Annotated in this window: 22 protein-coding genes; all 22 read left to right on the top strand. The window is 31.8% G+C overall.

Going from position 1 to position 21,538, the window contains the following annotated elements; translation table 11 throughout:
• The first annotated feature begins 9 nt into the window (after positions 1 to 9).
• The 22 genes from M3610_RS07370 (at position 10) to M3610_RS07265 (ending at position 21,522) form a co-directional block, all read left to right on the top strand.
• A complete protein-coding gene (locus M3610_RS07370; protein WP_251457848.1) occupies positions 10 to 483 on the top strand; it encodes a lasso peptide biosynthesis B2 protein in 474 nt (157 codons plus the stop codon).
• Positions 476 to 1,663 (top strand): nucleotidyltransferase domain-containing protein, encoded by a 1,188-nt coding sequence (locus M3610_RS07365; RefSeq protein ID WP_251457845.1) that lies wholly within the window; start codon positions 476 to 478, stop codon positions 1,661 to 1,663. Before M3610_RS07370 ends, M3610_RS07365 begins: the two co-directional genes overlap by 8 nt.
• Positions 1,664 to 1,675: 12 nt before the next feature.
• Complete coding sequence (locus M3610_RS07360) at positions 1,676 to 3,475, top strand: ABC transporter ATP-binding protein (protein ID WP_251457843.1); 1,800 nt, start codon at positions 1,676 to 1,678, stop codon at positions 3,473 to 3,475.
• 125 nt (positions 3,476 to 3,600) lie between these two features.
• On the top strand, positions 3,601 to 4,359 hold the full coding sequence (locus tag M3610_RS07355) for a YveK family protein (protein ID WP_251457841.1): 759 nt from the start codon (positions 3,601 to 3,603) through the stop codon (positions 4,357 to 4,359).
• A complete protein-coding gene (locus tag M3610_RS07350; protein WP_251457838.1) occupies positions 4,343 to 5,002 on the top strand; it encodes a CpsD/CapB family tyrosine-protein kinase in 660 nt (219 codons plus the stop codon). The genes M3610_RS07355 and M3610_RS07350 overlap by 17 nt, the downstream gene beginning before the upstream one ends.
• Positions 5,003 to 5,181: 179 nt before the next feature.
• Positions 5,182 to 5,403, top strand: a complete 222-nt coding sequence (locus M3610_RS07345) for a hypothetical protein (RefSeq protein ID WP_251457836.1) — start codon at positions 5,182 to 5,184, stop codon at positions 5,401 to 5,403.
• A gap of 35 nt (positions 5,404 to 5,438) precedes the next feature.
• Entirely contained in the window at positions 5,439 to 7,265 is a 1,827-nt protein-coding gene (locus M3610_RS07340) for a polysaccharide biosynthesis protein (protein ID WP_251457833.1), read from the top strand.
• Between the two features lie 147 nt (positions 7,266 to 7,412).
• Positions 7,413 to 8,576, top strand: coding sequence for a glycosyltransferase family 4 protein (locus M3610_RS07335; protein WP_251457830.1), 1,164 nt, complete (start codon positions 7,413 to 7,415; stop codon positions 8,574 to 8,576).
• Entirely contained in the window at positions 8,561 to 9,670 is a 1,110-nt protein-coding gene (locus M3610_RS07330) for a glycosyltransferase family 1 protein (RefSeq protein ID WP_251457827.1), read from the top strand. Before M3610_RS07335 ends, M3610_RS07330 begins: the two co-directional genes overlap by 16 nt.
• A gap of 5 nt (positions 9,671 to 9,675) precedes the next feature.
• Positions 9,676 to 10,560, top strand: coding sequence for a glycosyltransferase family 2 protein (locus tag M3610_RS07325; RefSeq protein WP_251457824.1), 885 nt, complete (start codon positions 9,676 to 9,678; stop codon positions 10,558 to 10,560).
• Between the two features lie 52 nt (positions 10,561 to 10,612).
• On the top strand, positions 10,613 to 11,683 hold the full coding sequence (locus M3610_RS07320) for an EpsG family protein (protein ID WP_251457822.1): 1,071 nt from the start codon (positions 10,613 to 10,615) through the stop codon (positions 11,681 to 11,683).
• A 45-nt stretch (positions 11,684 to 11,728) separates the two neighbouring features.
• Positions 11,729 to 11,872, top strand: a complete 144-nt coding sequence (locus M3610_RS07315; RefSeq protein WP_251457819.1) for a YwzD family small protein — start codon at positions 11,729 to 11,731, stop codon at positions 11,870 to 11,872.
• A gap of 25 nt (positions 11,873 to 11,897) precedes the next feature.
• Positions 11,898 to 12,512, top strand: coding sequence for a sugar transferase (locus M3610_RS07310; protein WP_251457817.1), 615 nt, complete (start codon positions 11,898 to 11,900; stop codon positions 12,510 to 12,512).
• Complete coding sequence (locus M3610_RS07305; protein ID WP_251457815.1) at positions 12,509 to 13,159, top strand: acetyltransferase; 651 nt, start codon at positions 12,509 to 12,511, stop codon at positions 13,157 to 13,159. Before M3610_RS07310 ends, M3610_RS07305 begins: the two co-directional genes overlap by 4 nt.
• Positions 13,160 to 13,208: 49 nt before the next feature.
• Positions 13,209 to 14,357, top strand: coding sequence for an aminotransferase class I/II-fold pyridoxal phosphate-dependent enzyme (locus M3610_RS07300; RefSeq protein WP_251458350.1), 1,149 nt, complete (start codon positions 13,209 to 13,211; stop codon positions 14,355 to 14,357).
• Positions 14,358 to 14,381: 24 nt separating this feature from the next.
• Positions 14,382 to 14,732: a helix-turn-helix domain-containing protein gene (locus tag M3610_RS07295; RefSeq protein ID WP_251457813.1), complete on the top strand. Its 351-nt coding sequence runs from the start codon at positions 14,382 to 14,384 to the stop codon at positions 14,730 to 14,732.
• 33 nt (positions 14,733 to 14,765) lie between these two features.
• Positions 14,766 to 15,518: a glycosyltransferase family 32 protein gene (locus M3610_RS07290; RefSeq protein ID WP_251457811.1), complete on the top strand. Its 753-nt coding sequence runs from the start codon at positions 14,766 to 14,768 to the stop codon at positions 15,516 to 15,518.
• On the top strand, positions 15,515 to 16,705 hold the full coding sequence (locus M3610_RS07285) for a glycosyltransferase (RefSeq protein WP_251457809.1): 1,191 nt from the start codon (positions 15,515 to 15,517) through the stop codon (positions 16,703 to 16,705). The genes M3610_RS07290 and M3610_RS07285 overlap by 4 nt, the downstream gene beginning before the upstream one ends.
• A gap of 24 nt (positions 16,706 to 16,729) precedes the next feature.
• A complete protein-coding gene (locus tag M3610_RS07280) occupies positions 16,730 to 17,890 on the top strand; it encodes a polysaccharide pyruvyl transferase family protein (RefSeq protein ID WP_251457807.1) in 1,161 nt (386 codons plus the stop codon).
• A 15-nt stretch (positions 17,891 to 17,905) separates the two neighbouring features.
• Positions 17,906 to 19,105, top strand: coding sequence for a glycosyltransferase (locus M3610_RS07275; protein WP_251457805.1), 1,200 nt, complete (start codon positions 17,906 to 17,908; stop codon positions 19,103 to 19,105).
• Positions 19,106 to 19,109: 4 nt separating this feature from the next.
• Positions 19,110 to 20,291: a glycosyltransferase gene (locus tag M3610_RS07270; protein WP_251457803.1), complete on the top strand. Its 1,182-nt coding sequence runs from the start codon at positions 19,110 to 19,112 to the stop codon at positions 20,289 to 20,291.
• 25 nt (positions 20,292 to 20,316) lie between these two features.
• Positions 20,317 to 21,522: a glycoside hydrolase family 88 protein gene (locus M3610_RS07265; protein ID WP_251457800.1), complete on the top strand. Its 1,206-nt coding sequence runs from the start codon at positions 20,317 to 20,319 to the stop codon at positions 21,520 to 21,522.
• Positions 21,523 to 21,538: the final 16 nt, after the last annotated feature.

Here is a 21,538-nt window from a genome sequence, read left to right as displayed (position 1 = left end):
TATTCAATTATGAATAAATTAAAGATTTTTTTCTCATTAGATAGGAATACAATGCTACTATTTCTTGAGGCTTTTCTTTTTTTAAGTTGGGCAAGTGTCCTAAAAAAAATTCCATTCCATAAAGTGGCACCATCCTTAGGTGAGCATATGAAAGAAACTACTTTTTCAAGTGCAAACATTGATGTAAGGATGTTAAAAAGAGTCTCTCAATCTATTCAAATAATGGGACGATATACTTTTCGGGAAAGTAAATGTCTTGTAAAGGCAATTGCTGCGGTGAAAATGCTTGAAAGAAGGAATATGGAAAGTACGCTTTATTTAGGAACTGGAAGAGATGAGTCAGGAAGACTTGCAGCTCATGCATGGGTTAGATGTGGACCATATTATATTACTGGTGCAGACGGTATGGAAAGATATACTGTAGTCGGCAAATTTGCAAAAGGATTTTCTGATGAAGGTTTTAAAGGAGAACGCAATGGATAATCATACAAGACTTGACCTTAAGTCAATACCTGACGAACTAACATTGATCCTTGAAATTATCAAGTTGGAAGGTCATGAACATTTAAATTTAATCGATTTCACTAAATACAGAGATATTGATTGGGATTTGTTTTTAAAGTTAGCCATCCATCATCGTGTATATCCTTTAATTTATCCAATTATAAGTAAACTTAATAGTCAACAACTTCCAGAATACATTGTTAGGAAACTGCTAAATCTTTATAAAAGAAATACATATCAAATGTTATATCTTTGTTCAGAGATGGAGCTAATCAATAATATTTGTTTAGAGAATCAAATCCGCGTTTTATTTTTAAAAGGGCCTATCTTAGCCAATGAACTTTACGGGGACCTATCTCATCGGACATCAGTTGATTTAGATATACTAGTTTCTCTAAGTGACTTAGAAAAAATGGAGAAACTCGTTATTAGATCAGGTTACGTAAAAGATGATTATATTGAGACCGTATTAAATGATTGGAAATGGAGGCATCACCATATAACCTTTTACCATCCGGAGAAAGGGGTAAAGCTTGAGGTTCACTGGAGGTTAAATCCTGGACCAGGAGTTGAACCCACGTTTAATGAATTATGGGAAAGAAGAAAGCCTAGTTCATTGACGACTAAACCAGTCTTTTTATTAGGTAACGAAGACCTCTTCTTATTTTTAGTTACTCATGGATGCAGACACGGTTGGTCACGACTTCGTTGGTTAATTGATATTCATAGATTAATAAGCAGAGGAATTGATTGGAAGAAAAATAATGATTTATTGAAAAAATATCATTATCATGATTTGGGAGGGCAAGCTCTATTCCTATCTTCTGAACTGCTGAATACGCCAATTACAGAGGAAATGAAGCCATTACTAAAGGGAGATAAACCGAGACGTTTAGCCCGAGAGGCAATATTTTATCTTGAAAGAATGGTGAATCTACATACGGATCCTCTTCCAGAAGATGTGGCCAATTATCATAAGCGTCATCTTTTTTCATTAATGTCCTCTTACCAAAAACTGTTCTTTATAATGAGTTTTTTGTTTCCTTATCCAGAGGATGCAAAAACATTACCACTCCCTAAGGTACTTCATTTTTTATATTTTCCGTTACGGCCGATTTTATGGGCCTGGAGGAAAACAAAGAGCCAAGCATTGCAGTAGGAGGCCAAACGAATGAAACATATCCTGTATTTTACAAAACAAATCCATTCTTATTCTGGAAGGATTCTTTATTTTAATCTTTTTGGGATGTTTTTAATTAGTTTATTTGAAAGTGTTGGAATATTTTTGTTAGTACCTTTAATCAGTCATACAAAAATTATGGTATTTGGATCTAATGATCCTAGTCTAATTTCATGGATTTCAAATATATTTGATAGATTACCAGAAACGATTAGTTTATCTATTATTTTAGGAATTTATGTGCTGATAATGATAGGACAAAGCATTTTTCAGCAAAATCAAATGATTTTAAATGCAAAAATCCAGCAAGGATTTATTAGATTTTTAAGAGAACAAACATACCAACATCTTCTGCAGGCTAATTGGAGCTTTTTTCTGTCTAAGAGGAAATCAGATATAATCAACTTAATGTCAACAGAAATTGCCCGAGTAGGTGGAGGGGTACAATTATTTTTACAATTTCTTACGTCCATTATATTTATGATGATACAAATAGGGTTTGCCATTTTGTTATCCGCCAAAATGACACTTTTTATTCTAGCATTCGGAGTTGCCCTTATCTATTGCTCAAGAAAGTTTATAAAAAAGTCAAACCAAATAGGGAAAGATACACTTCTATTATCACAGACCTATTTGGCTACTATTACAGATAATTTTAATGGCATTAAAGATATTAAAGGGAATACATTAGAAGAGACACAATTATCCTGGTTCCGCCTATTAAGTGAAAAAATTGAAAAAAACATCATTGAGTTTGTTCAATTAAGAACAATCTCACAACTAGTATATAAGGTAGTGTCTTCTTTGTTAATTGCAACTTTTGTGTTTTTAGCTGTAAAAATGTTTCAAGCACAGCCAGCGCAGTTAATGCTTATAATTGTGATTTTCTCAAGATTATGGCCTCGATTTTCAGGCCTTCAGTCAAATTTAGAACAATTAGGTTCCATTATTCCATCCTTTAAGGCACTGGTTGATCTACAAAATCAATGTCTCGATGCTAAAGAAATGAACGAAGGGGATATATATAATGTAGAACCAGTTATAATCCAAAATGAATTAGAATGCAAAAATGTGTTTTTTAGATATAACAAGAAACAATCAACTTATGCTTTAAAAGATGTTAGCTTACGTATTCCTGTTAATCAAATGACTGCGGTTGTTGGAAAATCAGGAGCTGGAAAAAGCACATTAGTTGATTTATTGATGGGATTAAATCAACCGGAATCTGGTGAAGTACTAATTGATGGTAATCCTCTAAGGACCGAAAATCTACTTTCATTAAGGCGTTCAGTTGGTTATGTACCACAAGATCCATTTTTATTTAATGCCACCATCCGTGAGAATCTACTAATAATAAATAATAATGCTAGTGAAGATGAGATATGGGATGCTTTGGAGTTCTCAGTAGCTGCCGAATTTGTACGAAAACTACCAAAAGGATTAGATACACCAATTGGAGATAGGGGAGTAAAGCTTTCCGGAGGAGAACGGCAAAGGCTTGTACTTGCAAGGGCTATTTTGCGAAAACCAACTATTCTTGTACTCGATGAAGCAACTAGCGCACTTGATACTGAGAATGAGTCAAAAATTCAGAAAGCAATTGAAAGACTAAAAGGAAAAATGACTATTATTGTAATAGCTCATCGCTTGTCGACCATTCAGAATGCCGATCAAGTTATCGTACTAGAGCAAGGGGAGATTTTACAACAAGGACAATTTTATCATCTTGCAAATGATAACCGAGGAATGTTTAATCATTTGCTAAAAAATCAACTGGGTATTAGTGTTTGATCCACAAGATATAATTTATCATTTTCATTGACATGTTCTATATAAAGAACTATTATTATAAATAAATATAAATATAAATATTAGTATTTATTGAAGTTCTTATTTTAAAAATCAAGATGTTCTTTATGTTGAACTTTTTACAAAAAAATAAAAAAGGTGATTTTGTGAATCAACTAAATGAAACGCCCAAAAGAGCAAAAGAGATAAATCTAAAAGAATTGTTCCTGGTTATTAAAAGAAGGCTTTGGATTATTGTATTTGTAGCAATAATTGCCGGATTTGTGGGAGGTATATTAAATAATTCCTCCGCCACCCCTTTATTTGCTTCTTCTTCTAGAGTTATTATTGGTGCTGACGAAGAATCGAGAAAGACACTTCAGGTTATTGTGAAAGACTCTGTAATATTAGATAAAGTTATTCAGCAACTAGGTTTAAAGGTTTCAGCTGAGGCTCTTGCGACGCAACTTACAGTTGAGAGTCTTGAATCATCCCAAGTAGTAAGTATAAGTGTGGTTGATCAGGATCCTTCTCAAGCTGCAAAAATTGCTGATACCACTGCACAAATTTTTAAGGATGAGGTTCCAAATATTGTTGGCCAGGATTATGTACGTCTTTTATCAAAAGCTAAAGTCAAGCCAACTCCTATCAATCCAAAAAACAATAATAAACTATACATTGCTATAATTGGCGGGATTGTTGTTGGAATAGGATTAGCATTTTTATTGGAGTCATTAGACGATAGAATCCGACCTGAAGACGATATTGAAAAATTACTGGACCTTCCCTTTTTAGGAAGAGTTCCAAAAGCAAGTAAGAGGAATGTAAAAAAGAGAAGTATGAAATTTCAATTAGAATCCAGGGGGGAGAATGTTGGTATTAAATAAGATACGCCAGTTTTGGTCGGCAGATAAAAGAACAATTATTACACATACTCATCCTGATTCTATGATTTCTGAACAATTTAGAATGATTCAAACCAATATTAAATTCATCACGACTGAGCAACAGAGTCGCACGATATTAATTACTTCATCAAGTGATGGCGAGGGAAAATCTACTTTTGCTACTAATCTTGCGGTTTCATTAGCCCAGCAGAAGAAAAAAGTCCTGCTAGTTGATGGGAATTTGAGAAAGCCTTCTTTACATTCTTTCTTTAATACTTCTAATTCAGTTGGGTTAACGGATATTCTAACGGGAAGATCGTCTTTTTCAGAGGCCGTTCATCATACGGAAATCTGGAGGCTGGATTTACTATCAAGTGGTGTGGTACCTTTCAATCCAGTTGAATTATTCGGTTCAGAGCGGATGCAAGATCTTCTCAAAAAGTTAGAACAAACTTATGATATGACAATCATAGATTCTAACTCGGTCTTAGAGGTAACAGATACTAAGCTTCTTGCAAGCCAATGTGATGGGGTTATTTTAGTAACTCTAAATGGGAAAACCAAATTAGAAAAGGCTTCTGAAGCAAAAAAAGTTCTTGAGTTTTCCCAAGCCAAAATTTTGGGAGTAGTGTTAAATCAATAGTTAGTAAGGAAAAAATTTTTTTGAAATATATGTTCGTTATTAGGAACGATTATATCTTTTTTTGTTTTTTAAACTTCTGGAGATGTCTCCTTTCCAATATCAATGGAGGCACTCGGTCATGCTGTGGGTGAAAGACCTTAGACGCGGGTCGTCAAGAGTGTGATGTGAGGGAGGGTTAAATGCCCTGTAAAATAAAAAATTTTTATTTATATGTTCTTTATGGAGAGCATATAATTAAAAATTTTTTAGGAAGTGATATTTTGAAGTATGAGAATCTTTATCCAAAATGCATAAAAAAGGCAGTTAGATATATTAAACAAGATGCATCAAAAGATCAATTAATTGATATAAAGAAAGTAATTGATAATGCAATTCGAATTAGATCAAAAACAACAAATTAAGTTGGTTTACTGCTCAATATCCAAGGGGGGGGAATATGTCATACCACCAACGATTATCCTTATTTATTTTTATAGATTCATGCATAGTATTAACTGCTATATTTATTAGCTGCTTTTTAGTAAATGGAACTTTTCAGGTTATAACTTTTCCAATTGTTTTAAGTTGTATTGTTATTTTATTAAGTCATTATACATTGTCACTTAAATTTCATTTATACAAAAAAGCTTGGGAATACGCCAGTGTTGGAGAATTGTTAAGTATCCTAAAAATAGTGACAAGCTCAGTCATTCTTGCAGGTACTTTCCAACAGCTTATCATTCAAGAAATCTTTGTTCGTTTACTTGCAGTAACGTGGTTACTTAATATGTTCATCATTGGAGGATCTCGTTTTTGCTGGCGAATGCTTCGTGATTCTAGTCTTAATAAAATTGACAATAAAAAAAGAACGTTAATTGTTGGGGCGGGTTCGGCTGGAACTATGGTAGTAAGGCAGTTATTACAAAATAAACATGCAGACTTATTACCAGTTGCATTTATTGATGATGATTCTAAAAAACACAGGCTTGATATATTGGGAATTCCTGTAATTGGAGGCGTTGATAAAATCGAAATGGCTGTTATTGATAATAATATTGAAAATATTGTCATTGCCATTCCATCAATGAGAAAAAAAGAGTTGAATACTATTTTTTTAGAATGTGCAAAAACAAATGCCAAAACACAAATATTACCAATGTTAGAAGACTTAATGACAGGAAAAGTATCAGTTAGTCAATTTCGTGATGTTCAGGTAGAGGATTTACTAGGTAGAGAGACTGTTGAACTTGATATAAGTAGCATATCAGATAATATTACGAATAAAGTTGTTCTAGTCACTGGTGCTGGAGGGTCAATTGGATCTGAAATCTGCAGGCAAGTAGTGAACTTTAATCCTAAAACACTTGTTTTATTAGGGCATGGTGAAAATAGCATCTATTCAATTGAAATGGAATTAAAAGAAATGAATAAAAATTCTGAAGTTGAATTTGTTCCAGTGATTGCCGATATACAAGATGAAAAGAAATTGATGTCAGTTTTGAGTAGATACCAACCTGATATTGTTTACCATGCAGCTGCTCATAAACATGTTCCTTTAATGGAAGCAAATCCGGAAGAGGCTGTTAAAAATAACATAATTGGGACAATAAATGTAGCAAAAGCTGCGAGTTGGAATGGTGTAAAGACCTTCGTAATGATTTCAACAGATAAAGCAGTGAATCCTACCAGCGTTATGGGTGCTGCAAAAAAGCTAGCTGAAATGATCATCCAACATATGGACCAACAAAGTGAAACTAAATTTGTTGCAGTAAGATTCGGTAATGTATTAGGAAGTAGAGGAAGTGTAATTCCGCTATTTAAAAAGCAGGTTGAAAAAGGGGGGCCTGTTACAGTTACCCACCCTGATATGATTCGTTACTTTATGACCATACCGGAAGCATCAAGATTAGTACTTCAAGCAGGAGCGCTAGCAAACGGAGGAGAAATCTTTGTGCTAGATATGGGGGATCCTGTAAAAATTGTAGATTTAGCTAAAAACCTTATTAAACTCTCCGGTAATTCAATAGAGGAAATTGGAATTGAGTTTTCAGGAATTAGACCAGGGGAAAAATTATTTGAGGAATTACTAAAAGAGGATGAAGTTCACGAACAGCAAATTTATCCAAAGATTTATATCGGGAAAACTTCTGAACTGTTAATAAATGAAATTGAAGAATTAATTCTAACTTACTCAAACATGGGAAAAGGTGAAATTAGAGCTAAACTCATTGATCTTGCTAATTATAAAGTTACTCAACGATCGGAAATCTCAGTCCCAGTTTAAAGAAACTCCATAAATAAGATGTAGGTAAAAAATGAAGTTTATCCATACAAGCAATCATTTTTTTTTTCCTTACAGGGTGAAGATATAAAAGAAAAAGTGTTGGATTACTTACATCTGTTCAGGCAAATCAGCAAGTAAATAAAAAGGATGGATGGAGTAGTGAAAAAGAAAGTTCTTTTCTGTGCAACCGTCGATTATCACTTTAAAGCATTTCATTTACCGTATCTAAAATGGTTTAAAGAACAAGGATGGGAAGTGCATGTTGCAGCTCAGGGTGATCTAACACTTCCATTTGTTGATAAGAGGTTTAACATCCCGATTCAAAGATCACCCCTTCATAAAATGAATATTAAAGCTTATAAAGACCTGAAAAAAATAATAAATGAAAATCATTACAGTATTATCCACTGTCATACTCCTATGGGGGGGGTACTATCACGCTTAGTGGCTAGGGATGCAAGAAAAAAAGGGACTAAGGTAATTTATACAGCACATGGTTTTCATTTTTGTAAAGGGGCTCCATTAATAAACTGGCTACTTTATTATCCAATAGAAAAGTTTCTTGCTTCTCTTACAGATTGTCTAATTACCATTAATCAAGAAGACTATCTTTTGGCTAAGAATCATAGATTTAAGGCTAAATCTATCAAGCATGTACACGGTGTGGGAGTAAATACTGAAATATTTAAACCTCTGAATGAATCACAAAAACATAGTGTAAGGGAATCATTAGGATATAAACCTAATGATTTTTTAATGTTCTATGCAGCAGAATTTAATAAAAATAAGAACCAAAGATTATTGATTGAAGCATTAGTTCAAATTAAATACGAGGTGCCTAATGCAAAACTTTTATTAGCTGGTGAAGGACTTTTATTAGAAGATTGTAAAGACCTTGCAAGAAAATTAAATGTTGATGACATGGTTCAATTCCTTGGATTTAGAAATGATATTGAAAATCTACTAAAAATATCTGATATTGCGGTTGCTTCTAGTCTTAGAGAAGGACTTCCTGTAAATATAATGGAGGCAATGGCTTGTGGGCTTCCGACAATAGCAAATAACAACAGAGGGCATAGGGAGTTAGTACAAAATGACCAAAATGGTTGGCTAATTAATAATCAGTCAGCCGAATTTGCCCATAGGATTAAGAAACTAGCATATGATAGTGATTTAAAAAAACAACTTGGAATAAAGGGACGTAAAAAGATCCTTTCAAATTTTAGCATCCAAAATGTCTTAGATGAAAAAAGTGAGATTTATCGAGGATACATGAATGAAATGGAGGATATATTGTGGGTGGTCCATTAAGAATCTTGCATGTTGTGGTCAATATGAATCGTGGTGGAGCGGAAACATTAATTATGAATCTATATCGTAATATTGATCGATCCAAGGTTCAATTTGATTTCTTAACTTGTAAAGAGGGAGTATTTGATACTGAAATTACAGAAATGGGCGGAAAAGTCTTTAGAATTCCATATATTACAGATGTTGGACATTTTAAATATTTAAAAGAACTCAAAAAATTTTTTTCTCAAAATAATAGTTATAAAATTATTCATTCCCATATGGATAAGATGAGTGGTTTTGTTCTACGTGAGGCAAAAAAAGCAGGGATTCCTAGTCGAATTTCACATAGCCATAATACTAGCAGTGAGGGAGGGGCAGCATCCAGAATTTATAAATGGTATGCTGGAAACTTTATACTTTCAAGTGCTACAGATTTGTTTGCATGTTCAAATGATGCAGCTGAGTGGCTATTTAAACGAAAATCCTATGTGTCTAAAATATTAAAAAATGGGATTGAATGTAATCAATTTGTCTTTTCAGAGAAAGTTAGAAAGGAAGTAAGGGAAGAATTAAGTATAAATTCAAATTCCATTGTACTTGGGCATGTCGGTAGATTTGCTCATCAAAAAAATCATACATTTTTATTGGAGATATTTGCCGAATTTAATAAACATAAAAATGACTCATTGTTATTACTAATTGGTGATGGTCCGCTTCGTTCTGAACTCGAAAAGCAAGCAGTTGATTTGAATGTTAGCGACAAGATAAAGTTTGTAGGTATCCGACACGATATTAATCGTATTCTTCAGGCATTTGATTTATTTGTATTCCCTTCCTTACATGAGGGCTTACCAGTTTCCCTTATTGAGGCACAAGGAGCAGGATTACCATGTGTTATTTCTGAAAATATTTCAAAGGAAGTCGACCTTGGTTGTAACCAAGTGGAATTCCTTCCTTTAAATAACAAGGGAAAATGGGTAAAAAGAATACATGAAATAGTTGAAAGTAACCCAAATAGAGAAGCATATTCAAATGTCATTGCTGAACGAGGTTATGATATTAGTGTTACTGCTCAGAAGGTTGAAGATTATTATTTGAGAGTATCGGGGTGAAATCAATGAAAATATTAACTGTATTTACTCCGACTTTTAATCGGGCGTATTGTCTAGAGAAGTGTTACCAAAGTCTTGTTCATCAAACGTGTAATGATTTTGTTTGGTTAATCATTGATGATGGTTCAACGGATGATACAAGAGAATTAGTAAATGGTTGGATACAAGAAAATAAAATAGAAATTCACTATCATTGGCAAGAAAATCAAGGAATGCATTGTGCACATAATACAGCTTATGAATTCATCAATACAGAACTAAATGTATGTATTGATTCTGATGATTATATGCCTGCAGATGCTGTTGAGAAGATTGTTTCGTTTTGGAAAAAATATGGGAGCGATCGATTTAGCGGTATTATTGGGCTTGATGCATTTAAAGATAATCAAGTAATAGGTACCCAGTTACCTCAGACTATTAAAAGTTCTACTTTGTTCGATATCTATTACAAACATGGGGGAACAGGCGACAAGAAATTAGTTTATCGGACGAAGTTAGCAAAGGAAAATCCATATCCTAAATTCGAGGATGAAAAATATGTAGGATTGGCCTATAAATACTACCTACTTGATAAGCAGTATGAAATGCTCTTATTAAATGAAATTCTTTGTTACGTAGAGTATCTACCTGATGGATCTTCTTTAAATATGTTTAAACAGTATATAAGAAATCCAAGAGGATTTGCTTTTTACAGAAAGGAACTTATGAAACTGCCATTTACAAATGGTCTGTTTAAATTTAGACAGGCGATTCATTATGTATCAAGCAGTATAATGATTAGTAATTGGAATTTTCTAAGAGAAAGTCCAGCGAAAGTATTAACATTCTTAGCAATGCCATTTGGCATTATATTATTTTTTTACATTGTTTCAAAGTCGAAAACTGTATGATTCACTATAACTATAAGATTAGGAGAAATAAAGAATTGGAAGGAATGATATTATGACAATACTTTGGATAAATCTTTCCATAGTCTTTATATTTTCATTTTTTTCAAGATATTTTTCTAAGTCAATAATTATAAATGATTCATATATTTTAGTAAAACCAAATAAAATTTTTATTTTGGGAGCATTATTATCGTTAATTATGGTTTCAGGCCTACGAAATAACATCGGTGATACGTTCTTTTACATGCACTCTTATAAAATCTTTGATTTTACTTGGGAATTGATCAAATCTCAAAAAGATATTGGCTTTGGAATATTACAAATGCTTTTAAAAAGGTATTCAGACGACCCACAAATTTTAATATTTACAACAGCGGTAATCACAAATTTATTTATCCTTATTGTTTTATATAAATATTCTAGAATTTTAGAATTAAGTATTTACGTTTATATAACAGGGGGACTATTTCTAATTACAATGAATGGAATTAGGCAGTGTCTGGCAGCATCTATTATTTTTACTGCAACAAAGTACTTAATTGAAGGAAATTGGTTCAAATACACACTAGTTATTATATTTGCATCTTTATTTCACCAAAGTGCACTGATATTAATACCAATATTTTTTTTAGTGAGATATAAGGCATGGTCAAAAGCAACACTAATACTTTTACTAATGTCTGTAATAATTGTTTTAGGATTTAACCAATTTTCTTCTGTTTTATTCTCTACAATTCAAGATACACAATACAGTGAATATAGTAACTTTTCTGAAGGAGGAGCAAACAAAATTAGGGTAGTAGTATTTGCCGCTCCATTAGTAATAGCATATTTTGGTAGAGACCGGCTTCGTGAAATATTTCCTGAAAGTGACTTTATAGTGAATATGTCGATTATTGGTTTAGTATTTATGATTATATCGACACAAAATTGGATATTCGCAAGGTTTAATATTTATTTTGAACTGTACCAGATTATTTTAATATCTTGGATAGTAAAGGTTTTTAATGAAAAGGATCAGAAGTTAATCTATTACGCAATCCTTATTTGTTATTTTGCATACTACTACTATGAAAGTGTCATAAGTTTAAATATTGTTTATAAGAGTAGTTATTTAGGGTAATTAACTTGAATTAAAGAATTAAACTAATCAAGTGAGGTAAGAAAATTGAACTTGTCTGAAAAAATTACACAGAGTGAACTTCAGGAAATTCTAGTATACGCCTATATAAAAGGGATGGAGAACAAAAATTTGAAAATTGAGGAAATGGTAGAAGATATTAAACGACAGCTATTAGCAGTTAAGAATTAATTAAATACTGGGAAGGTGATTTATAATGAAGCGATTGTTTGATTTCATTATTTCTTTTATTTTTTTTACAAGCCTTTTCCCAATTTTCTTGATAGTTGCTTTGATTATTAGATTAAAATTAGGAAGTCCCATACTCTTTAAACAACAACGTCCCGGTTTATACGGGAAACCTTTTTACTTATACAAATTTCGTACTATGACAGACGAGAGAGATGATAAAGGTACATTATTACCTGACAATATAAGGCTTACTCCATTTGGCCTGTTTCTAAGAAAGTTTAGTCTAGATGAGTACCCACAACTAATAAATGTTATGAAAGGAGATATAAGTTTAGTTGGCCCCAGGCCTTTATTAATGGAATATCTCCCCTTATATACCAAGGAGCAATCTCTTCGTCATAATGTGAAACCTGGGATAACAGGATGGGCACAAGTTAATGGTAGGAATGCTATTTCTTGGGAGGGAAAATTTGAATTGGATATCTGGTATGTAAATAATCATTCGTTTTTACTAGATATTAAAATTTTATTCTTAACTGTCTACAAAGTAGTAAAATCCGAGGGGATCAATCAACCAGGTCAAGTTACAATGGAAAACTTCAAGGGTTCAGATTCTACCGTTGGAGGGGAGCATAGTTGAGAATTATTTTGATTGGTCACGGAGGGCATAGTAGGGTTATTACGGATATCATTCATTCTAATCAGGGATATGAAATTGTTGGATTCTTAGATGATAGATACGACAAAGTTAAAGTTATAAACAATACTTACTGTGGGCCCATTTCTTCAGCTAATAGGCTAGTAGAGAACATTTATGATATAAAGTTTTTCATAGCTATAGGAAATAATAACATTCGGCAATCTATTGTTAATCGACTAAACCTTTCAGATGAGTATTTTCCTAGCTTAATACACAATTCAGCTGTAATAAGTCCTAGCGCAAAGATAGGGCCTGGAACCGTAGTGATGCCAAACGCGGTTCTAAATGCTGATAGTAGAGTCGGAAAACATTGTATTATAAATACAAGTTCAATTATTGAACACGATAGTGTTATTGGGGATTTTTCACATATTTCGCCAGGAGTTAATATAACAGGAAATGTCCAAATAGGTGACGGTTCACATGTTGGAGCTGGTTCCACAATTATTCCAAATATTAAGATTGGAAATTGGAGTATTATTGGTGCAGGGTCCACTGTAATAAGTATTATACCATCTTATTCTACGGCAGTTGGAATTCCTGCAAGGGTAAAAAAAGTCAATGGAAAGGTTTTGGAGGTGACATAAATTGTTAGATACAAAAGTTAAAAAAAGAATTTTTCTTTCACCACCCCATATGAGTGGGAATGAATTAAAGTACATTAAACAAGCATTCGATACAAACTGGATTGCTCCACTTGGACCAAATGTGGATGCTTTTGAAAAAGAAATAGCGGAATATGTTGGAGCCAATGAAGCTGTGGCCGTTAGTTCAGGTACTGCAGCGATTCATTTGGCTCTTTCTTTATTAGGAGTAAAAAAGGGTGACCAAGTTTTTTGTTCCACTCTCACCTTTATTGCTAGTGCAAACCCAATAATTTATCAAGGAGCGGAGCCAGTTTTTATTGACTCAGAGCCAGAAACATGGAATATGTCTCCAATAGCCTTAGAAAAGGCATTTATTGAAGCTTCGTATAGTGGAAAATTACCTAAAGCAGTTATCGTAGTGAATTTGTATGGGCAAAGTGCAAAAATGGATGAAATTCTTTCACTGTGTAACCATTACAATGTCCCTGTAATAGAGGATGCTGCAGAGTCCCTCGGTTCTACTTACAAAGGGAAAGCTAGTGGGACTTTTGGTGAATTTGGAATCTACTCCTTTAATGGCAACAAAATTATCACAACATCTGGTGGGGGCATGCTTGTATCAAAAGATAAAGCTGCATTAAAAAAAGCGCGTTTTTTGGCTACCCAAGCACGGGATCCTGCACCTCATTATCAACATAGCCAAATTGGGTTTAACTACCGCATGAGTAATATTTTAGCTGGTGTTGGAAGAGCCCAATTAGAAGTATTGCCAGAAAGAGTGCAAGCCAGAAGAAATATATTTAATAATTATTATCAGGAATTAGCCCAATTACCTGGAATTAGCTTTATGCCCGAATTGAAGAATACTATTTCTAATCGATGGCTGACATCTCTAATAGTAAATGAGGAAGAAGCTGGAGTTTCAGTAGCAGAATTACTGGAATGTCTTGCAGATGAGAATATTGAAGCTCGGCCAGTATGGAAACCATTACATCTGCAACCAGCATTTCTTGGTACTAAATTTTATTCACACACTCCCCAAGAGGTTACATCGGAGAATCTCTTTTATAATGGATTATGTTTACCATCAGGGTCTAATATGTTGGTGGAAGCCCAATTAAGAATTATTAATACTATTAAAGATAGGATATCAATGGGAAGTGGAACAAATTATATGAAATTTAGTAGAAAATCTTAAAAAGATAAAACGGGGTAGTTGCTAATGATAGGAAGAAATATATATGAAATTCGAATGAAAAATGGTCTTACGTTATCGGAGCTTGCTGAACGCTCTGGTATTTCAAAGTCGTACTTGAGTAATATTGAAAGAAGCTTAAACCAGAACCCTTCAATTCAAGTGATAAATAAAATTGCCTTAGTTTTAAATGTTGATCTAAAAACTTTACTGGAGAATGAAACATCCCAAAAAGAAGAGGTAATCCTGGATCATGATGTTATTGCTTTAGTAAAGGAAATAAAAGAATCAGGAATAAAGAAGGAACAAATAGAAGAGTACAAAACATTAATAGAATTTATTAAATGGCAAAATCAAATTAATGGAGTAAAAAATTGATCTTTATATTAAATAAACAATTAGAGGAAGTTTATGAATAAAACGAGTAATAAGATCCCGAAAATAATTCACTATTGTTGGTTTGGTGGTAAAGAAAAACCAGAAATTGTAACAAGGTGTATTGAGACCTGGAGAAAACATTTATCGGATTATGAGATAATTGAATGGAATGAGTCCAATTCTGATATAAGCTGTAATCTTTATGTAAAACAAGCTTATGAATCAAGAAAATTTGCTTTTGTTAGTGATTATGTTAGGGTATATGCTTTGTATCAGTATGGAGGAGTTTATTTAGATACAGATGTACAGGTTTTTAAGCCATTCGATGATCTATTACACCATGATTCGTTTTGGGGGTTTGAACAAGAGAATTATATAGCGACCAGCACCATTGGAGCTGCGAAAGGGAATAATTTGATAAGGTTATTCTTGGATTCATATAAAGACAAGACTTTTCTACAATCAGATGGTGAACAAAATGATTTAACAAATGTTGCTGTTATTACTAATATATTAAAAACTAAAGGACTTAAACAAAACGGCAAATTTCAAGAAATCCCTAGCTTAGGAGTTTTTTATCCTCAAACTTATTTTTCACCTTATGATTATATTAATTGCAGGAAATTTATATCTGAGAACACATACACGATGCATCTTTTTTATAAAAGTTGGTTACCACCAAAAGCTAGATTAAAAAGCAGTATTAAGACGGTTGCTTCTAAAGTAATAGGTGGCGAAAACATAGCAAGGATAAGGAAAGTTGTTACAGGTAGGGGAAAAACATGAAAAAATTGCTTATAGCGTCTTATGATATGGAAGTTGGTGGCGTGGAAAGAAGTTTAATTAGTATGCTAGATAGCTTTAATTACGACAAACATACTATTGATTTAATGTTATATAGGCATAAAGGGGATTTCATGCCTCTGCTGCCAAAACAGCCGAACCTATTAACGGAAATCCCTCTTTACAGTACATTTAGAAAATCAATTGGTGAAATAGTTAAAGATAAATTTTATTTTATAGCTTTCTCAAGGATATTATCTAAGCTACATGCTAATTTTTATAAAGGGTTAAAAAAGATGGAGGAACCAGGATATTATCAAATGCAACTGATGTGGAAGTATGCTCTGCCTTTTTTGCCAAAAATGGATGAAGAATATGACGTTGCAATTAGTTACTTATGGCCGCATTATTTTATTGCAGAAAAAGTAAAAGCAAGGAAAAAAATTGCTTGGATTCATACCGATTATTCCAAAGTTGAAACAAATATAAAAATGGATTTATATATGTGGGAAAAATTTGATCATATTATTGCTGTTTCAGAGGCATGTAAAGAATCCTTTTTAAGTAAATACAAAGAGTTAGAAAAGAAAATTCTGGTAATAGAAAATATTACTTCACCAGATGTTATTCGAACCCTGGGAAAAGAACAAATTAATAACCCAATGGAAGCTGACAATAGATTTAAGATTCTAACAGTAGCTAGATTATCTCATGCGAAAGGGATTGATCAAGCTATTAAAGCATTAAAATTATTAAAAGATAAAGGGTATGAAGATATAGTTTGGTATGTTGTTGGTTATGGTGGAGATGAAGCTAAAATTAGAGAATTAATTACAGAGTATAACTTACAAGATAGTTTTATCCTACTAGGCAAGCAAATAAATCCCTATCCATATATAACAAAATGTGATATATATGTACAGCCATCTAGATATGAAGGTAAAGCCGTAACTGTTACAGAGGCAAAGATTTTAGGCAAACCTATTCTTATAACTAATTATTCTACATCAAACAGTCAAATACTTAATGGTAAAGAGGGAATTATTTGTGATTTGAGTGTAAGCGGAATAGCTACTGGTATACAGACTTTTTTTCATAATGATCAACTAAGAGATTCAATAAGTAATAATAATCTAAGAATAGACTATGGTAATAATAATGAATTAGAAAAACTCTATAGTTTAATTTGATAAAAGAATAAAGGAGGAATTTCTTTGAATATAATGATGTTTGCTCATGGGGGCAGTGATAACAGAGGCTGTGAGGCTATAGTTCGTTCCACCACTAATATAATTAAACAAAAAATTGGAGGAGTAAATGTATATTTAGCTTCTGAAAAACCTGAAACAGATAAACAATTAAATAACTTGGATGCAGTTTATGATGGTTCTAAGAGTGATATAAAAAAATATACATATCCTTGGTTGCTGTCTTCAATAAAGTATAAATGTTTTAAGGATGAATCATATGCTCTAGGTTTTATAGAAAAAAACATAATAAAGCACATTAAAAATATGGATGTCTATTTATCGATAGGTGGAGATAATTATTGTTACGGTGAACAACCTGGATGGTACGAAATAGATAAGAGAGTTAAACAAAAAGGTAAGAAATTGGTTTTATGGGGTTGTTCAATTGGTGAAGAGGATTTATCCAAAAGAAAACTTCAAGATCTTAAGCTGTTTGATTTAATTTTAGCCCGTGAAACACTTACATATAATCTACTGAAAAATAACGGTTTGAAAAATGTAAAATTATGCGCAGATCCTGCTTTTACTCTGGAAAAAGAAGAACTAGTTTTACCTCATGGATGGATTGAGGGTAAAACAATTGGAATTAATTATAGCCCGCTTGTAATGAAGCGAAATAACGATTCTTTTACAGCTGTCAGAAAACTAATTAATTATATTTTAAATACTACAGAATTAACCATTGCTCTAACACCACATGTTATTCAAGAAGGTAATAATGATTTTGAAGTATTAAAAAAATATTATGAAGAGTTTAAATCAACAGGACGTGTAATATTACTACCAGACAACCTAAATGCAAAACAATATAAGGGATATATAGCTAGAATGAGATACTTTATTGGGGCTAGGACACATGCTACTATTGCAGCCTATTCAAATTGTATTCCAACTTTAGTCCTCGGTTATAGCGTAAAGTCTAGAGGTATTTCAAAGGATTTGTTTGGAAAGGAAAAGTTAGTATTAGGGTTACAAGAAATGTCAAGTTTTAAAAAGTTAAAAGAGGCCTTCAATGAGATGGTTAGGGATGAGCAAGAAATTAAAATCCAATTAGAAAAAAATATACCTATTGTACAAAATATGTCTTTTAAAGCTGTTGATTACTTACATGAATTAGTTAGATAGTTAAGGGGCCCTCGTATGAAAAAAAAAGATCTATTATTTGTTATGCCAAGTTTAGAGGTGGGTGGAGGAGAAAGAAGTTTAGTCAATTTATTATCTCAAATAGATTATAATTTATTTAATGTAGATCTATATCTATTCAGTAAAAAAGGAGCTTTTTTAAATCAAATTCCAAAATCAGTAAATATCTTGGAATTATCAGAGGAAAGCAAAACCTTTGCAAAGCCATTAATTAATTCTTTATTAACATTTCTAATAAGTGGAAGGTTTCGATTAGCTTATTCAAGATTTTTGTTCTTTTTAAGAACAAGAATCGAAGAAAACAAATCATATGCTGAACAAGCTACTTGGAAATATAGAAAAAAATCAATAGACAAACTAAAAAAGGAATATGATGCCGCAATAGGTTATCTTGAAAAATCACCAATATATTTCGTGATTGATAGAGTAAAATCTACACGAAAAATTGGATGGATTCATACGAATTATTCGAACTCTGGGATGTTAAGTAGTTTAGATTTTCCTTATTTTAATAGTTTAGATCAGATTGTGACTGTATCAAAGGAATGTAATTTTTCTATAAATCAAGAATTCCCATCTTTAACTACAAAAGTTAAAGTAATTGAAAATATTGTTTCTCCAAAGGTAATAAAATCATTATCAACAGTTGAAAAATCAGATATTAGAAGCGACGGATATAGTACAAAAATTATTACAGTAGCAAGGTTAAGTCATGAAAAAGGTATAGATTTAGCAATACAAGCCTGTAAACTACTAATAGATAAAGGTTATAAAATCAAATGGTTTGTATTAGGTAATGGTAGCGATAGAGAGAAATTAGAAAAATTAATTGAAATGAATAATTTGAAAAACCAATTTATTTTATTGGGAAATAGGGATAATCCATACCCTTATGTACAAGATGCTGACATATATGTTCAACCCTCAAGATACGAGGGGAAATCCATAGCTATTGAGGAAGCAAAAATACTTAATAAACCAATAGTTATAACTAATTTTGATACTGCAAAAGATCAAATAATAAATGGTGAAAATGGATTAATTGTTAATATAACTAAAGAAGATTTATGTTATGGAGTGGAAAAATTAATGATAGACCCCTCATTAAAGAACAAACTTACAAATAACTTATCCTATGAAATTTTAGGAACAGTAAACGAAATAAGGAAATTTTATGAAATGATTGAAGGTGAATAAGAGGATGAAAAAAAAAATTTTAATTGTGATTAATAATTTAAATTGTGGAGGGGCTGAAAAGGCCCTTATTTCTTTATTGGAAACTTTAGACTTTAAATTACTCGACGTAGATTTATTATTGTTTAAACACGAAGGCATATTCTTTAATAAGATTCCAAAAGAGGTAAACTTATTAAAAGAGCCGGATGAATTTAAATATTTTGATATGTCTTTAAAAACAGCTATATTCGAATCAATCATAAAGGGTAGATTTGACATAACCTTATTAAGAATAATTGCGGGGGTTATTTTTAAAACTGAAAAAAATGCTGCCAGATGTGAACAAAGAGTATGGAAATATATATCTAAGTGTATAGAAAAATTAAAAGGAAAATATGATGTAGCTATAGGGTTTCTTGAAAAAAACCCAATTTATTTTTGTGTAGATATAGTGAATGCTGATAAAAAAATAGGCTTTATTCATAATGATTATGATAAGCTAGGCATGGATTCGAATATTGATTTAGAATATTTCGAGCAATTAGATTATTTAGTGACAGTTTCCGAAGAGTGTTTAAAAATATTAAAACAAAGGTTTCCAATGTTTGAAAATAAAATTAGACTAATGCGGAATATAATATCCCCATTTACAATAAATAAAATGTCTTACGAGAAAATTGAAATAGGGCATAAAGACATAACTATATGTTCAGTAGGGAGATTAAATTACCAAAAAGGATTTGATATGGCTATTGAGGCCTGTGATATCTTAGTTAAAAATGGTTATAAAATTAAGTGGTATTTAATTGGTGAAGGGGAAGAAAGAGGAAAATTAGAAAAGTTAATAAATACTAAAAATTTATATAATTCATTTAATTTAATAGGATTAAAAGAAAATCCCTACCCCTACATAAGACATTGTGATATATATGTCCAAACATCCTTATTCGAAGGAAGATGCTTAACTATCACAGAGGCAAAAATACTTAAAAAGCCAATAGTCTCAACAAACTTTAAGGTAATCTATGATCAAATTGAAGATGAACAAAATGGTTTGATTGTTGATCAAAATCCAAGAGCAATATATGAAGGGGTTAAGAGATTAATTGATGATCAAAATTTAAGAAGTAAATTAATCTATAATTTAGAAAATGAAAATTGTGGAACTGAGAGTGAAATTGGGATATTTTATAAATTAATTAGTTAACATATTTAAGGGAGATGTGTAGCTTTTGTTCGATAATTTGAGTGTTCTTATAGTAAGTACTGTGTTGGTAATTGGGCTAATTGATATTGTACCTATATTTAAAGATTGGTTAAGTAGAATCTATATTGGCAGATGGGGAGATTTGTTTATTTGGAATAAATCAATAACTAAATTGGGAGTTAAATGGCTTAACAAAACACCAAAGATTAAAGTTACAGATAACATTAGACTGGTAATTTTGGATATTATTAAAGGGAATTACACTAAAAGTACTATACAAGATTGGCAAGAAGCATCATTAATACTAGGTATATCGGAATATTTGAATAATTATGATGATAATAAAGTAAAAGAAGAATTATTAAAATACCTTAATAGGAAATTCAATAAAAATGGTGGATGGATTAAAGAACCCACTCATATTGATGTTGCAATACTTGCTTATTCTATTATGAAAATTAATTTTATCAATAAGGAAAATTACAAAAACGCATTAGATCATGTTTGGGAAATGATAAAAAATCATATTGGTAATGATGGTACTGTTGAATATAGAAAATCAATGAAAAGTTATAGATATGTAGATACTATTGGTTTTATTTGTCCCTTTTTAATTGCATATGGTAATAGTTTCAAGAAAACTGAATGTATAGAATTAGCTATGAAACAGATTAAGGAGTTTGAAAACTATGGAATTTTAAAAGATCACTATATTCCATTTCATACATATAATGTTCGAAGTAAAATTCCATCCGGACTAGCTGGCTGGGGGAGAGGACTTGGATGGTTTGCCATAGGATTAATAGATAGTTGGAATGAATTACCTGAAGGTAGTAAATATAAAAAGGATTTAGAACATATCATTAAAAAGTTTTCGAAAGCTGTACTGAAATTTCAACAAGAAAGTGGGAATTGGAATTGGTCAGTTTCTATAAATGAATCTAGACCAGATTCTTCAACAACCGCTACATTATGCTGGTTCCTATTAAATGCATCAAAAATTAATGATATTTCTAATGAATGTTTAGAAGGAGTAGATAAGGCATTTAGTTATTTAATGAAAGTGACGAGAAGAGCCGGTGCAGTTGATTTTTCACAAGGTGACACAAAAGGAATAGGTGTTTATTCTATGCTGTTTAATATACTACCATTTACGCAAGGATTTTGTATAAGAAGTCTAAATGAATATGAACGTGTTATTGGCAAAAAAATTACTAGTAAAGTAATTTAATAGAGGGGGAATAATT

Source organism: Neobacillus sp. MER 74 (assembly GCF_023714155.1).
Note: the sequence above shows the minus strand (reverse complement) of the source record. Positions and strands in the feature narration are given on the sequence as shown.

Bases quoted from the DNA above. Each gene is read 5' to 3' on its own strand.
- M3610_RS07360 (WP_251457843.1), top strand. From the start codon at position 1,676: ATGAAACATATCCTGTATTTTACAAAACAAATCCATTCTTATTCTGGA.
- M3610_RS07290 (WP_251457811.1), top strand. From the start codon at position 14,766: ATGAATAAAACGAGTAATAAGATCCCGAAAATAATTCACTATTGTTGG.
- M3610_RS07295 (WP_251457813.1), top strand. From the start codon at position 14,382: ATGATAGGAAGAAATATATATGAAATTCGAATGAAAAATGGTCTTACG.
- M3610_RS07335 (WP_251457830.1), top strand. From the start codon at position 7,413: ATGGATGGAGTAGTGAAAAAGAAAGTTCTTTTCTGTGCAACCGTCGAT.
- M3610_RS07310 (WP_251457817.1), top strand. From the start codon at position 11,898: ATGAAGCGATTGTTTGATTTCATTATTTCTTTTATTTTTTTTACAAGC.
- M3610_RS07365 (WP_251457845.1), top strand. From the start codon at position 476: ATGGATAATCATACAAGACTTGACCTTAAGTCAATACCTGACGAACTA.
- M3610_RS07340 (WP_251457833.1), top strand. From the start codon at position 5,439: ATGTCATACCACCAACGATTATCCTTATTTATTTTTATAGATTCATGC.
- M3610_RS07270 (WP_251457803.1), top strand. From the start codon at position 19,110: ATGAAAAAAAAAATTTTAATTGTGATTAATAATTTAAATTGTGGAGGG.
- M3610_RS07350 (WP_251457838.1), top strand. From the start codon at position 4,343: ATGTTGGTATTAAATAAGATACGCCAGTTTTGGTCGGCAGATAAAAGA.
- M3610_RS07355 (WP_251457841.1), top strand. From the start codon at position 3,601: ATGTTGAACTTTTTACAAAAAAATAAAAAAGGTGATTTTGTGAATCAA.
- M3610_RS07320 (WP_251457822.1), top strand. From the start codon at position 10,613: ATGACAATACTTTGGATAAATCTTTCCATAGTCTTTATATTTTCATTT.
- M3610_RS07325 (WP_251457824.1), top strand. From the start codon at position 9,676: ATGAAAATATTAACTGTATTTACTCCGACTTTTAATCGGGCGTATTGT.
- M3610_RS07345 (WP_251457836.1), top strand. From the start codon at position 5,182: ATGCCCTGTAAAATAAAAAATTTTTATTTATATGTTCTTTATGGAGAG.
- M3610_RS07285 (WP_251457809.1), top strand. From the start codon at position 15,515: ATGAAAAAATTGCTTATAGCGTCTTATGATATGGAAGTTGGTGGCGTG.
- M3610_RS07275 (WP_251457805.1), top strand. From the start codon at position 17,906: ATGAAAAAAAAAGATCTATTATTTGTTATGCCAAGTTTAGAGGTGGGT.
- M3610_RS07300 (WP_251458350.1), top strand. From the start codon at position 13,209: ATGAGTGGGAATGAATTAAAGTACATTAAACAAGCATTCGATACAAAC.
- M3610_RS07370 (WP_251457848.1), top strand. From the start codon at position 10: ATGAATAAATTAAAGATTTTTTTCTCATTAGATAGGAATACAATGCTA.